Origin of the sequence: Ureibacillus thermosphaericus, assembly GCF_002370195.2 — a bacterium.
In the GTDB taxonomy this organism is placed as follows: domain Bacteria; phylum Bacillota; class Bacilli; order Bacillales_A; family Planococcaceae; genus Ureibacillus; species Ureibacillus thermosphaericus.
In genome coordinates, this window is sequence record NZ_AP018335.1 from 1,727,847 (window position 1) to 1,741,176 (window position 13,330).

The window sequence follows — 13,330 nt, forward strand, 5'->3', positions numbered from 1 at the left end:
AGTAGACGATTCCGCTTTCATGAGGAAAGTAATCAGTGATTTCTTTCATCAACATCCATCGATTGAAGTAATTGGTACAGCAAGGAATGGAAAGGATGCAATTCAAAAAATTCAACAACTAAACCCAGATGTTGTCACAATGGATGTTGAAATGCCGGAATTAAATGGTATTGAAACGTTAAAGCATATAATGGAAATTTCCCCTGTTCCTGTCGTTATGATATCCAGTTTTACTGAAAAAGGTGCTCAGAAAACATTGCAGGCAATGGAATATGGGGCAGTTGATTTTGTGACAAAACCTGGGGGCACGATTTCTCTTGATTTACATAAAGTTAAGGACGAGCTTATTCGAAAAGTAGAGCTCGCTTCAAAAATTCCAATTGAAAAATTAAGAAAGCAAATTAATCCAAAAAAACATTATATAAACAATATTCAACAAGAAACAACACTAAACATTAATGAAACGCAAGTAGTAACAGAATTTTCATCTACTAGTAATAAAAATTGGACAAAAACTTCAGAGAAGATTGTATTAATAGGTACATCAACTGGTGGGCCACGAGCTTTGCAAGAAGTGATTACAAATTTGCCTGAATCCTTATCGGCACCCATATTAATTGTTCAACATATGCCACCAGGGTTTACAAAATCATTAGCAGACAGGTTAAACCATCTTAGTAAAATCCGAGTGAAGGAAGCTGAACAGGGTGAAATTGTTGAAAAAGGAACAGCTTATATTGCACCAGGTGGTTACCATTTAAAAATGAAAAAAAATGGCCAACATTATCAAATTGTTTTAGATAATCAGGAACCACCAAGAGCTGGCCACAGACCAAGCGTTGATGTTCTCTTTGAAAATATTAGCCAGTTTAATGAATTAGATAAAATTGCAATCATCATGACTGGGATGGGTAATGACGGTTCTAAAGGGTTAATGGCATTGAAGAAATCTGGAAATGTCATCGCGATTGCTGAATCAGCTGAAACTTGTATCGTTTATGGTATGCCAAAAGCTGCCGTTGAGACAAAGTTAGTTGATGAAGTAGTCAATTTAGATGAAATTTCAGAGACAATGATGAAATATTTGTCATAAAGGGAGTGTTTTCGAATGGAAATGAATCAGCAATATTTGGACATGTTTATAGAAGAAAGTAAAGAACATTTACAAGCTTGTAGCGATCAATTATTAGAACTTGAAAAGAATCCGAATGATTTATACATCGTTAATGAGATTTTCCGCTCGGCTCATACATTAAAAGGAATGGCTGCTACGATGGGATTTGAAGACTTAGCGGATTTAACACATAAAATGGAAAACGTTCTAGATGCCATTCGAAATGAAAAAATCGTTGTTGATTCAAATCTATTAGATATTGTATTTGAATCGGTAGACCATTTAGAAGCGATGATAGTGGATATAGCAAATGGCGGTGATGGGAAACGGGATGTTTCCGATATAGTATCGAAATTAAAAGCGATTGAAGCAGGTCAACTGATTCCTACAAGCACTCCAACTGAACAAGAAATGGCAGCAGATGTATACACGGAAGAACCTACTACTGACCGATATTTAATTTATGATGAGTACGATGTTACAGTATTGCAACAATCGAAAGAACAAGGGTTTAATGTATATGAAATTACTGTTTCCCTTCGACCTGACTGTCTATTAAAGGCAGCTCGAGTATACATGGTTTTTGAGGTTTTGGAAAAAAATGGTGAAGTATTAAAATCTTTTCCAACGGTTGAAAAGCTTGAGGAAGAACAGTTCGATCAAACATTCCAAGTAACATTCATTACGAAAGATTCTGCGGAAGAAATTCAAAAGAAAATTAATAAAGTTTCTGAGATTGATAAAGTTGTAGTAATGCCATTGACGAAAGAAATGATTAAAGAAGCAAGCAAAGAAGAATTGGTTTCAAAAGAACAACTTCAACAAGAATCAAAAAAATCTGAACAACAACCTTCAAAACAGCAGAAAAAATCTGAACCGTTAAAGAAAGAATCGAATGCGACGAAACAAAGTGCACAGTCAAAAACGATTCGGGTAAGCATCGAGCGCCTTGATATTTTAATGAATCTATTTGAAGAATTAGTAATAGACCGGGGACGATTACAATCGATTGCGACAGATGTTAAACATTCAGAATTAACAGAAACAGTTGAGCGAATGAGCCGTACGATGGGAGATTTACAAAATATTGTCCTTACAATGCGCATGATTCCAATTGAAACGGTATTTAACCGCTTCCCTAAAATGGTTCGTTCTTTATCCAGAGATTTAAATAAAAAAATAAATCTGGAAATTATCGGTGCAGAAACGGAACTAGACCGTACAGTAATCGATGAAATTGGCGATCCGTTAGTTCACCTAATCCGTAATTCTGTAGACCATGGTATCGAAAGTCCGGAAGTGAGAAAAGCAAAAGGTAAACCAGAAGAAGGTACGGTCATCTTACGGGCATATCATAGTGGAAATTATGTATTTATTGAAATAGAAGATGACGGAGCTGGAATCAACAAAGATAAAGTATTAAAAAAGGCAATCGATCGAGGTATTGTGACGAAAGAATCGGCGTTAGTATTAACCGATAAGCAAATTAATGAACTCATATTTGAATCAGGTTTCTCAACAGCTGAAAAGATAACGGATGTTTCTGGGCGCGGTGTCGGCTTAGACGTAGTAAAAACAACGATTCAGTCTCTTGGAGGCAGCATTTCTATTGAGTCAGAACAAGATGTTGGTTCGAAATTCTCCATTCAATTGCCATTAACACTATCTATTATTTCTGTCATGCTCGTAGAAATTGAGAAAGAAATTTATGCGATTCCGTTATCATCAATTATCGAAACTTCAATTATTAAGAAATCTGAGATTTTAAATGCTCATAATCAAAAAGTAATTGATTTCCGAGGAAAAGTTGTTCCGTTAATTTTCTTAGATGAAGTATTTGAAGTACCGCGCAATGAAATTTATGATGATGAGTATTTATCTGTTGTGATTGTTCGAAAAGGTGATAAATTAGCTGGTTTAGTCGTTGATTCATTCATTGGCCAACAAGAAATTGTTTTAAAATCATTAGGCAACTATTTAAAAAATATTTTTGCCATTTCAGGTGCTACAATTTTAGGTAATGGACAAGTAGCGTTAATTATTGATATTAATGCGTTAATGAAATAATTCCATGAAATGAGGTGTTGTAAATGGCAACTGTAGTAGAGCAAGAAAGTATAAAAGTAATAGTTTTCCAATTAATGGATAAGGAATATGCTATTCCTGTAAGCCAAGTTCAAGGTATTGAGAAAATGATGCATATTACTCGAGTACCAAGAACAGAAAAATTCGTAAAAGGTGTCATCAATTTGCGCGGAGTTGTAACACCTATTATTGATTTGCGTGAACGTTTTGGTCTTCCATCATCGGAAAATGCTGAATCCGTAAGAATTATTATTGTTCAGTTTGATGACATGGAAGTAGGATTTGTAGTAGATTCCGCGAACGATGTCATAGATCTTCCAGTGAATTCTATTGAACCTCAACCAGAAGTAGTAGGTGTGATAGAAGAAGCATTCATCTCAGGGGTTGCTAAAATTGATAATCGTTTATTAATATTGCTACATTTAGATAAAGTATTAAATATATCTGAATAGTATATTAAAAAAGTAGGGATTCATATGGGGCATCCTAAAATTAATTCTATGCATTTAGACATTCTGAAGGAGATTGGAAATATAGGTGCAGCTCATGCAGCGACTGCTTTATCGGATTTGCTAAAGAAAAAAATCGAAATGCGCGTCCCAAAAGTAGAAATGATTACATTTAATGAAATGATGGATTTAGCTGGCGGACCGGAAAAAGTAGTTGTAGGTATTTTCTTGCGAATCGAAGGCGATTTAGAAGGAAGCATGTTTTTCATATTGCCGATTGAACAGGCCAATCGGTTCATTCAACATCTCATTCAAGATGACCAGTTCGATTTTCAATCCAATGGCTCTTTCATCGGAATGTCCGCAATGCAAGAAATGGGAAACATATTATCTGGATCTTATCTATCCGCCTTGTCTGATTTTTTGCAATTAAAAATGTATCCTACAGTACCTGGTTTAAGCATTGATATGTTTGGGGCAATCATTAGTATTGGCCTCATTGAAATTTCTCAAGTAAGCGACTATGTGATTGTCATCAATACATCCATTTCGGAAGAAGGGCTTGAAAATACAGAAATGAAAGGGCACTTTTTATTATTACCTGACCCTGAGTCTTTTAATGTAATATTTAAGGCGTTAGGGGTCGAATAGTATGTTTGCATCGAAGGAAGGAAAGGTAGTTAAAGTTGGAATTGCCCAAATGGATGTAGTCAAATCTCCGGATACGATTCGAACTTCGGGACTAGGATCATGTGTGGGAGTCGTTTTATATGATGAAACGAAGAAGGTTGCAGGGCTTGTTCATATTATGTTACCGGATTCTTCATTAAGCCGTTCAGAAACAATCAATTGTGCAAAATTTGCCGATACTGGTATTCAAGGTCTACTAGAGATGTTATTAGTAGAAGGGGCTCAAAAGTATCGGTTAAAGGCCAAAATAGCTGGTGGAGCCCAAATGTTCCAATTTGCTTCAGATAAGAATATGATGAGAATAGGTCCTCGCAATGTTGAAGCTGTGAAAAAAGTATTAAAAGAATTGGGGATTCCTCTCATTGCGGAAGATACAGGTGGTAATAGCGGTAGGACGATTGAATTTGATCCTGATACTAGTAAATTAATGATTCGAACAGTCAATAAAGGGGTGAGCGAAATATGATGTATGGCTCAATATTTTATAATTGTTGGGGTAGTTTAATAGCATTTACCATTACCTTTGCGATTATGTTTCAAATTTCTATATTTCCTTCGCAGATTTTACTTGTTTCATTCATTGTTGCACTCGCTGCCTTTGTTGTAATGTTCGCTGTACGGTATTTAATAGGCTATATTTTGTATACACCCGATGACGCGCTTTTTGCAGATTTTATTGAAGAAGTTGCATCTAAGAACAGTGAAAATATAATGGATGAGGAAATGGATAATAGATTTAGAAGAGCTTCTAATGATTTTCAAGATGAAAATCCAGAAGAAATTGCAGATGTCGTGCGTAGGTTGCTAGAAGAAAGAGATACCTAAGAACTATTTTATAAATTGTAGAGAGCCGAATTTAGGCTCTTTTTTCATATCTATTAAGAGGAATTTTCTAATGGTTAGTAAATGATTTAGTCCTATAGAATGCTGTGTTTTTTAAACCTATATTTGGTATAATAATGGAAAGAAAAGCGTTTGTTAAAGAAAGGTGGATTCGATGGTAAGTAAGCTAGATGAACAAAAATTATGGAATAGCTGGATAAAAGATCGAGATCCGCATGCAGGGAATTTACTAATAAAAAAATACATACCGCTTGTGTCCTATCATGTTCAACGTATAGGTACTGGATTGCCAAAAAATGTGTCTCGGGATGATTTGACTAGCTTAGGTATGATGGGACTATTTGACGCTTTAAATAAATTTGATATTAATAGAGATTTAAAGTTTGATACATACGCATCTTTTCGTGTACGGGGAGCCATTATTGATGGCCTAAGAAAAGAGGATTGGCTACCTCGTACTGCAAGGGAAAAAGCGAAAAAAATGGAAGCTACAATTGAACAATTAGAACAAAAATTAATGCGCCATGCAACACCTGAAGAACTGGCAGAACATATGAATATGCCTGTAGAAGAAGTATATCAAACAGTACAAGAACATTTCTTTTCAAATATATTATCTCTAAACGAAACGCAGCAAGATTCTGAAGATACTGATGGGAAAGCTTGTGTCATTCGAGATGAAAATACACGAACACCTGAACAAGAGGCGCTTCATAAAGAACTAGTGGACGAACTTGCTGAAAATATTAAAAAGTTAAGTGAGAAGGAACAACTTGTATTAAGTCTATTTTATTCTGAAGAAATGACTTTGACGGAAATTGGAGAAATGTTAGATTTATCCACATCTCGTATTTCGCAGATTCACTCAAAAGCGTTATTGAAATTGAGAAAACTGCTATCAAGCGAGGCTAATGCTTAAATTAGGAGGAGCTAATGAGTTTAAAAGGTGTTGAATTACAAATTGCTATTCCGAAAACTGTTGACGCTGGGAAAATGGTTGGGGAGCATCAACAGCACGTCGTTCAGCAACAATATAATGCTAACGAGTCGTTAAAAAGAGAGATTGAAAGAAAGCAGCTTAGCGTGAATGACACCGAAAAAATCTCAGAAGTTTCTGAAGAAGAAAAAGAAAAAAAACGAAAAGGAAAACAATCATCCAACAATTACAATGGACAAAAGAAACAACAACAAGAACAGCAGAGAGTACAACATCCATATAAAGGAAAGTATATAGATTTTAGCGGATAGGAGATTTTATGACTACCATAATCATCATTCTATTGATTATTTCTCAATTGATTAGCTTTTTCCTCATTTTCATTCTAAATGCGAAAATCGCTAAATTTAAAGATTTGGAATTGCGGCAAGATAAATTAATGGAAGAAATGGAAAATGCAATTAGCGTCTATTTGTTGGAAATGAAGGAAGAAAATGAACGTTTTATTGATGAATTAACAAAGCTATCAAAACCTCAACCAAATGAAAGCTATAACATGGCAAATGAACAAATAAATAAACGAATTTCTGATCATATTAATAAAGACAGTGTTCAATTAAAAAATGAAGAAAACAATGGGAATCAAAAAATAGAAAAGTTGCAAGTGATTCCGAAAGCTGTTGCAAAAAATGCCTATATTCAACAACAAAAATCCCATACGTCAAATAGAGAGAAGTTGAATGAAGAGGCGGTAAATGAAGAAAAACAGCAAAAACTCACTGAAACTAATTTACAAATGACATCACCAACACTCAAAGAAAAAATCGTTGCTCTTCATCAAGAAGGTAAATCGATTGAGGAAATCGCAAAAATCACGCAAAAAGGAAAAACGGAAATTGAACTTTTATTAAAGTTCAATTCATAAAATTTCTTGCACAGTAAAAGGGATTGTGTTATATTACCAAGTGGTGTGATTATTACACACGCATTTTCGATGAATAAGTGGTGCTTAAAAGTAATCTTTTAAGTTGCTTATTCAGATGAGAAATGCGGAGGAACAAAACCAATATAATTAGGAGGAAAATTCATGTCAGTAATTTCAATGAAACAATTACTTGAAGCTGGTGTACATTTCGGACACCAAACTCGCCGTTGGAATCCAAAAATGAAAAAATACATTTTTGTTGAACGTAACGGCATTTACATTATCGACTTACAAAAAACTGTAAAAAAATTAGAAGAAGCTTACGAGTTCATGCGTGAAGTTGGCGCTAATGGCGGAAAAGTTCTTTTTGTTGGTACAAAAAAACAAGCACAAGACGCTATTAAAGAGGAAGCTGAACGTTCAGGCAACTTCTACATTAACCAACGTTGGTTAGGTGGAACATTAACAAACTTCGACACAATTAAAAAACGTGTTGCTCGTATGAAAGAAATTGAGAAAATGGAAGAAGAAGGAATTTTTGACGTTCTTCCTAAAAAAGAAGTGACGAAATTGAAAAAAGAACATGAACGTTTAGTGAAATTCCTTGGCGGTATTCGTGAAATGACTGAATTACCTGACGTAATGTTCGTAGTAGACCCACGTAAAGAACGTATCGCTGTAGCTGAAGCTCGTAAATTAAATATTCCGATTGTAGGAATTGTAGATACAAACTGCGATCCAGATGAAATTGACTACGTAATTCCTGCAAACGATGATGCGATTCGTGCTGTAAAATTATTAACTGCTAAAATGGCAGATGCTCTTATCGAGTCTAAACAAGGTGAATCAGAAGCTCCAGCTGAAGAAGTAGTTGCTGAGTAATTCACTACTACAAAGGGTGATAAGTGGATGTTTCACTTATCACCTTTTTTTAAGAAACTACGGTTTCTTATTATATAAAAAGGCTAAAACTTATAGTAAACATAAATTATCCAAGGAGGAACTTTCAATGGCAATTACTGCTCAATTAGTAAAAGAACTTCGTGAAAAAACGGGCGCAGGTATGATGGATTGTAAAAAAGCCCTTGTAGAAACAAACGGTGATATCGATGCTGCAATCGATTACCTACGTGAAAAAGGTTTATCATCTGCAAGTAAAAAAGCTGATCGTATTGCTGCGGAAGGTACAACTTACATTTTAACTGAAGGTAACGATGCTGTAATTTTAGAAGTAAACGCTGAAACTGACTTCGTTGCGAAAAACAGCCAATTCCAAGAATTAGTAAAAAACTTAGCGGCACAATTATTAAAAGCTAAACCTGAATCTTTAGAAGCTGCTTTAGAAGTAAAAAATGAAGAAGGTGTTAGCATCGCAGAACAAATTTCTTCTGCTGTTGCAACAATTGGTGAAAAAATCACTCTTCGTCGTTTCGAAGTGAAAACTAAAACAGATGCTGATACATTCGGTTCTTACTTACACATGGGTGGACGTATCGGAGTTTTAGTTGTACTTGAAGGTTCAACAGACAGCGATGCTGCAAAAGATATCGCTATGCATATCGCTGCGATCAATCCAAAATACATTACTCGCGAAGAAGTACCTGCGGAAGAAGTTGAACGTGAACGCAAAGTGTTAACTGAACAAGCATTAAACGAAGGTAAACCAGAAAATATTGTGGCAAAAATGGTTGAAGGTCGTCTTGGAAAATTCTTCGAACAAGTTTGCTTACTTGATCAAGCATTTGTTAAAGATTCTGATAAAAAAGTACGCGATTTCGTGAAATCTACTGGCGGTAACGTAACTTCATTCGTGCGTTATGAAGTTGGAGAAGGTATTGAAAAACGTGCAGACAACTTTGCAGAAGAAGTTATGAGCCAAGTGAAAGGTAAATAATTGTAGGATAAATACACAAACTTTATGGGGAGCACTCTAAGTGTTCCCTATTTTTCAGAAATGAAAATACATTATTCACATAACGGAGGTTTACTATGAGTGTGCCGCAGTATAAACGAGTTGTAATCAAAATTAGTGGTGAGGCATTGGCAGGAGAAGCAGGATTCGGCATCTCGCCAAAAATCATTAAGTCAGTTGCTGAAGATATTAAAGAAGTTGTAGATCTTGGTGTTGAAGTTGCAGTTGTAGTTGGCGGAGGAAACATCTGGCGTGGTAAAATAGGAAGTGAAATGGGAATGGATCGTGCTTCTGCCGACTATATGGGAATGCTTGCGACTGTGATGAACTCTCTTGCACTTCAAGATGCATTAGAAAAATTCAACGTGGAAACTCGAGTGCAATCTTCAATCGTAATGACCCAAGTGGCGGAACCTTACATACGTAGAAAAGCAGTGCGTCATCTTGAAAAAGGACGTGTAGTAATCTTCGCTGCTGGTACTGGAAATCCATTTTTCTCTACAGATACAACAGCTGCATTAAGAGCTGCAGAAATAGAAGCAGAAGCCATTTTAATGGCGAAAAATAATGTCGATGGTGTTTATTCTGCGGATCCAAAAACTCACGAAGATGCAGTGAAATATGATACACTCACTTATTTAGATGTCATTCAACAAGGTTTACAAGTGATGGATTCCACTGCTTCCACTTTATGTATGGACAACGACATCCCATTAATAGTATTCTCTATTATGGAAAAAGGTAATATTAAACGTGCCGTTTTAGGTGATAAAATTGGGACAGTTGTTAGGAGGAATGCATAATGTCAAATAATGTATATGAACAAGCGAAGGAAAAAATGAACAAATCCATTGCTGCCTTTACCCGCGAACTTGCTTCAATTCGTGCTGGTCGAGCAAACGCTTCATTACTCGATCGAATCACTGTTGATTATTATGGGGTACCAACACCGGTTAACCAACTTGCTGGTATTTCGGTTCCAGAAGCACGACTCCTTGTCATTACACCTTATGATAAATCAATTTTAAGTGAAATTGAAAAAGCGATTTTAAAATCTGATATTGGTATTACGCCTACAAACGATGGAAATGTAATCCGTTTAACAATTCCACCTTTAACAGAAGAACGTCGCAAAGAATTAGTGAAAATCGTGAAAAAAGAAGCGGAAGACACAAAAGTTGCAATTCGTAACGTTCGTCGTGATGCGAATGATGATTTGAAGAAAATGGAGAAAAATGGTGAGATTACGGAAGACGAACTACGTGGTCAAGTAAATGATATTCAAAAATTAACTGATGATTTTATTGCAAAAGTAGAAAATTTGGCAAAAGAAAAAGAAGAAGAAATCCTTGCAATTTAATGCTTACTCAGTTATAACAGAACTTTCTGTAGGAATGTGACGTCCTTTCATCTAGGACGTCATTTTCATTTATCTCATCTATGTTTTATCCATCAATTATTATTGATATGATTGAACAAAAAATACATATGATAGTAAAACATTACAAAAAATACGAATAATTATCAAGGAAATAAAAGACACGTATATTTGTTTTTGATATTATTAATAAGAATACGTCCAAAACGTTGTTAGGTGGGGGAATAAATGGTATTAAAAAATTTTTTTAATAAAACTAAATATGAGAAAAAAATAGCCGAAGAAAGCATCAATCTTGAAGTAATCCCTTCCCATATTGCAATCATCATGGACGGTAATGGACGTTGGGCAAAAAAGCGGGCAATGCCACGAATCGCTGGACATCATGAGGGGATGAAAACTGTTAGAAAAATAGCACGTGTGGCAGATGATTTAGGTGTGAAAGTGTTAACACTATATGCCTTTTCAACAGAAAACTGGAAGCGTCCCAAATCGGAAGTAGAATTTTTAATGAGCTTACCAGAAAAATTTCTTAATGATTTTTTACCTGAAATCATGGAACGAAATATTCGCGTGCAAATGATTGGTGAAAAGGAAGGTTTACCAGAACATACAAAAAAAGCTTTAAATAAAGCGTTAGAAAAAACAAAAAATAATACAGGGCTTATTTTGAATTTTGCGATGAATTATGGCAGCCGTGCCGAAATTGTGAATGCTATAAAAAAGATGATGATAGATGTACAAGAAGGAACATTAAATTTTGATTCGATTACTGAAGAAACAATGAACCAATATCTAATGACATCACATCTACCGGAACCAGATTTATTAATTCGTACAAGCGGAGAAGTACGATTAAGTAATTTTATGCTTTGGCAATTAGCCTATACTGAGTTTTGGTTTACGGATACGCTATGGCCAGATTTTAATGAGGAAACTTTCTTAGAAGCAATTCAAGCCTATCAAAAAAGAAATCGTCGCTATGGTGGATTGAAAGGAGAAGAAATGTATTGAAGCAACGTATTATAACGGGTGTAGTAGCAGCAGCTTTTTTCATCCCGTTTGTATTATATGGTAATCTCCCGTTTACTCTATTAGTTTACGCAATGGCTACAGTTGGAATGTTCGAACTACTACGCATGAAAAAGATGGCTATTTTCTCAGTTCCAGGCTTAATTGGATTACTTACCGTATATATGCTATTAATGCCTGATCATTTTGCGGCAAAAATCCAAGATATCACATCTTATTCGAAATTAGAATTTCTTGTCATTGCTGCACTGTTATTATTAATTCATTCTGTCATTGTAAAAAATCATTTTACATTCGATGAAATTGGATTTGTCCTACTGTCAGCTTTGTATATAGGAATCGGATTTTATTATTTAATTGAAACGAGAGATGCAGGGTTACAGTTTATTATTTTTGCTTTACTTGTAGTTTGGTCTACTGATTCAGGGGCATATTTTACTGGTAGAAAATTTGGGAAAAACAAGCTATGGCCAGAAATTTCACCTAATAAGACGGTTGAAGGATTTTTCGGAGGGATTTTGATAGCGGTTGTATCTGCCTGTGTTATGCAATTTATTTACCCCTTTGAAAAACCTTGGTTTATACTAATACTTGTAACGATTGTAAGCTCTATTTTTGGACAATTAGGTGATTTAGTAGAATCTGCTATTAAAAGACATTATGATGTAAAAGATTCAGGAAAACTTCTTCCTGGACATGGTGGAATACTAGATCGATTCGATAGTTTATTGTTTGTATTACCATTATTCAACTTGTTGCATTTTGTTAGTTAATGAAGGGAAGGACCCAAATTGAAAAAAATTAGTTTGTTAGGGGCAACAGGCTCAATTGGATGGCAAACTTATGATATATTAAAATCCCATCCAGAAGAGTTCCAACTTGTTGCTTTTTCTGCAGGAAAAAATATAGAAAAAACTAGAGAAATTATTAAAACATTACAACCTGAGTTAGTTTCTGTGCAAGAGGAAAAAGATGCACTTGCATTAAAAAAAGAGTTTCCTCATATACATTTTACATACGGCGAACAAGGTTTAGTAGAAGTTGCAACACATCCTGAGACGAGCGTTTTATTGAATGCAGTTTTAGGAAGTGTTGGTTTGCCATCTACATTAGCTGCCATTCGCATGGGAAAAACGATTGCAATCGCTAATAAAGAGACCCTTGTTACCGCTGGTCATCTAGTAATGAAAGAAGCAAAAAAACATCATGCACCGATATTACCAGTTGACAGTGAGCATTCAGCGATATTCCAGGCGATGAATGGGGAAAATCCAAAACAAATTAAGCGGTTAATTTTGACAGCTTCTGGCGGTGCATTTCGTGATAAAACTCGAGATGAATTAAAAAATGTTACAGTCAAGGATGCCTTGAATCATCCGAACTGGTCAATGGGTGCAAAAATTACAATTGATTCTGCAACGTTGATGAACAAAGGATTAGAAGTGATTGAAGCCCATGTACTATTTGACATGCCTTTTGACCAAATTGATGTCTTGCTTCATAAAGAAAGCATTATCCACTCGATGGTGGAATACCATGATACAAGTGTCATCGCTCAATTAGGAACTCCAGATATGCGTGTACCAATTCAATATGCATTAAGTTACCCAGACCGATTGCCACTTGTTGGTGGAAAGTCATTAAATTTAGCTGAAATTGGACAACTACATTTTAAAGAAGTTGATTTTGAGCGATTCAGAGCATTAAAACTGGCTTATGAAGCAGGAAGAATTGGCGGAACCATTTTAACGGCCATGAATGCAGCTAATGAAGCAGCAGTACAGTTGTTTTTAGAAGAAAAAATTGCATTTTTACAGATTGAAGAGATTATCGAACGCATCATGAATGACCATCACAATGTACTGAATCCAGATTTGGAAACGATTTTGCATGTTGACAGTGAAACAAGAAAAAAAGTGCTTCATATGGTACAATAAACACGAGCTTGGCTCTAAAGGTGGTATT

General features: G+C 35.3%; 16 protein-coding genes. All 16 read left to right on the top strand.

What is annotated here, in order from left to right:
• Positions 1 to 19 precede the first annotated feature (19 nt).
• The 16 genes from UtA1_RS08305 to UtA1_RS08380 all read left to right on the top strand — a co-directional run bounded on the left by UtA1_RS08305 (position 20) and on the right by UtA1_RS08380 (position 13,302).
• A complete protein-coding gene (locus UtA1_RS08305; protein ID WP_232019944.1) occupies positions 20 to 1,093 on the top strand; it encodes a protein-glutamate methylesterase/protein-glutamine glutaminase in 1,074 nt (357 codons plus the stop codon).
• A 15-nt stretch (positions 1,094 to 1,108) separates the two neighbouring features.
• Complete coding sequence (locus UtA1_RS08310; RefSeq protein ID WP_096550669.1) at positions 1,109 to 3,181, top strand: chemotaxis protein CheA; 2,073 nt, start codon at positions 1,109 to 1,111, stop codon at positions 3,179 to 3,181.
• 23 nt (positions 3,182 to 3,204) lie between these two features.
• Entirely contained in the window at positions 3,205 to 3,651 is a 447-nt protein-coding gene (locus tag UtA1_RS08315; protein WP_096550670.1) for a chemotaxis protein CheW, read from the top strand.
• A 24-nt stretch (positions 3,652 to 3,675) separates the two neighbouring features.
• Entirely contained in the window at positions 3,676 to 4,299 is a 624-nt protein-coding gene (locus UtA1_RS08320) for a chemotaxis protein CheC (RefSeq protein ID WP_096550671.1), read from the top strand.
• A gap of 1 nt (position 4,300) precedes the next feature.
• Positions 4,301 to 4,804 carry a chemotaxis protein CheD gene (locus tag UtA1_RS08325; protein ID WP_016836781.1) on the top strand — a complete coding sequence of 168 codons (504 nt, stop codon included), beginning with the start codon at positions 4,301 to 4,303 and terminating at the stop codon, positions 4,802 to 4,804.
• Positions 4,801 to 5,163, top strand: coding sequence for a hypothetical protein (locus UtA1_RS08330; protein ID WP_232019922.1), 363 nt, complete (start codon positions 4,801 to 4,803; stop codon positions 5,161 to 5,163). Before UtA1_RS08325 ends, UtA1_RS08330 begins: the two co-directional genes overlap by 4 nt.
• Positions 5,164 to 5,335: 172 nt before the next feature.
• On the top strand, positions 5,336 to 6,100 hold the full coding sequence (locus tag UtA1_RS08335) for a FliA/WhiG family RNA polymerase sigma factor (protein WP_096550672.1): 765 nt from the start codon (positions 5,336 to 5,338) through the stop codon (positions 6,098 to 6,100).
• Positions 6,101 to 6,114: 14 nt separating this feature from the next.
• Positions 6,115 to 6,429: an RNA polymerase subunit sigma gene (locus UtA1_RS08340; protein WP_096550673.1), complete on the top strand. Its 315-nt coding sequence runs from the start codon at positions 6,115 to 6,117 to the stop codon at positions 6,427 to 6,429.
• Between the two features lie 8 nt (positions 6,430 to 6,437).
• The gene (locus UtA1_RS08345) at positions 6,438 to 7,043 is read left to right on the top strand and encodes a hypothetical protein (RefSeq protein WP_096550674.1); all 606 of its coding nucleotides are present in this window, start codon (positions 6,438 to 6,440) and stop codon (positions 7,041 to 7,043) included.
• 162 nt (positions 7,044 to 7,205) lie between these two features.
• On the top strand, positions 7,206 to 7,925 hold the full coding sequence (gene rpsB, locus UtA1_RS08350) for a 30S ribosomal protein S2 (RefSeq protein ID WP_016836786.1): 720 nt from the start codon (positions 7,206 to 7,208) through the stop codon (positions 7,923 to 7,925).
• A gap of 127 nt (positions 7,926 to 8,052) precedes the next feature.
• Positions 8,053 to 8,937 carry a translation elongation factor Ts gene (tsf, locus tag UtA1_RS08355; RefSeq protein WP_096550675.1) on the top strand — a complete coding sequence of 295 codons (885 nt, stop codon included), beginning with the start codon at positions 8,053 to 8,055 and terminating at the stop codon, positions 8,935 to 8,937.
• Positions 8,938 to 9,032: 95 nt separating this feature from the next.
• Entirely contained in the window at positions 9,033 to 9,758 is a 726-nt protein-coding gene (pyrH, locus tag UtA1_RS08360) for a UMP kinase (protein WP_096550676.1), read from the top strand.
• A complete protein-coding gene (frr, locus tag UtA1_RS08365) occupies positions 9,758 to 10,315 on the top strand; it encodes a ribosome recycling factor (protein WP_096550677.1) in 558 nt (185 codons plus the stop codon). The genes pyrH and frr overlap by 1 nt, the downstream gene beginning before the upstream one ends.
• Positions 10,316 to 10,561: 246 nt before the next feature.
• Entirely contained in the window at positions 10,562 to 11,347 is a 786-nt protein-coding gene (locus UtA1_RS08370; RefSeq protein ID WP_096550678.1) for an isoprenyl transferase, read from the top strand.
• Entirely contained in the window at positions 11,344 to 12,138 is a 795-nt protein-coding gene (locus tag UtA1_RS08375) for a phosphatidate cytidylyltransferase (RefSeq protein ID WP_096550679.1), read from the top strand. The genes UtA1_RS08370 and UtA1_RS08375 overlap by 4 nt, the downstream gene beginning before the upstream one ends.
• An 18-nt stretch (positions 12,139 to 12,156) precedes the next feature.
• The gene (locus tag UtA1_RS08380) at positions 12,157 to 13,302 is read left to right on the top strand and encodes a 1-deoxy-D-xylulose-5-phosphate reductoisomerase (protein ID WP_096550680.1); all 1,146 of its coding nucleotides are present in this window, start codon (positions 12,157 to 12,159) and stop codon (positions 13,300 to 13,302) included.
• Positions 13,303 to 13,330: the final 28 nt, after the last annotated feature.

Bases quoted from the DNA above. Each gene is read 5' to 3' on its own strand.
- tsf (WP_096550675.1), top strand. From the start codon at position 8,053: ATGGCAATTACTGCTCAATTAGTAAAAGAACTTCGTGAAAAAACGGGC.
- UtA1_RS08340 (WP_096550673.1), top strand. From the start codon at position 6,115: ATGAGTTTAAAAGGTGTTGAATTACAAATTGCTATTCCGAAAACTGTT.
- UtA1_RS08310 (WP_096550669.1), top strand. From the start codon at position 1,109: ATGGAAATGAATCAGCAATATTTGGACATGTTTATAGAAGAAAGTAAA.
- UtA1_RS08330 (WP_232019922.1), top strand. From the start codon at position 4,801: ATGATGTATGGCTCAATATTTTATAATTGTTGGGGTAGTTTAATAGCA.
- UtA1_RS08305 (WP_232019944.1), top strand. From the start codon at position 20: ATGAGGAAAGTAATCAGTGATTTCTTTCATCAACATCCATCGATTGAA.
- UtA1_RS08315 (WP_096550670.1), top strand. From the start codon at position 3,205: ATGGCAACTGTAGTAGAGCAAGAAAGTATAAAAGTAATAGTTTTCCAA.
- rpsB (WP_016836786.1), top strand. From the start codon at position 7,206: ATGTCAGTAATTTCAATGAAACAATTACTTGAAGCTGGTGTACATTTC.
- frr (WP_096550677.1), top strand. From the start codon at position 9,758: ATGTCAAATAATGTATATGAACAAGCGAAGGAAAAAATGAACAAATCC.
- UtA1_RS08370 (WP_096550678.1), top strand. From the start codon at position 10,562: ATGGTATTAAAAAATTTTTTTAATAAAACTAAATATGAGAAAAAAATA.
- pyrH (WP_096550676.1), top strand. From the start codon at position 9,033: ATGAGTGTGCCGCAGTATAAACGAGTTGTAATCAAAATTAGTGGTGAG.
- UtA1_RS08335 (WP_096550672.1), top strand. From the start codon at position 5,336: ATGGTAAGTAAGCTAGATGAACAAAAATTATGGAATAGCTGGATAAAA.
- UtA1_RS08325 (WP_016836781.1), top strand. From the start codon at position 4,301: ATGTTTGCATCGAAGGAAGGAAAGGTAGTTAAAGTTGGAATTGCCCAA.
- UtA1_RS08320 (WP_096550671.1), top strand. From the start codon at position 3,676: ATGGGGCATCCTAAAATTAATTCTATGCATTTAGACATTCTGAAGGAG.
- UtA1_RS08345 (WP_096550674.1), top strand. From the start codon at position 6,438: ATGACTACCATAATCATCATTCTATTGATTATTTCTCAATTGATTAGC.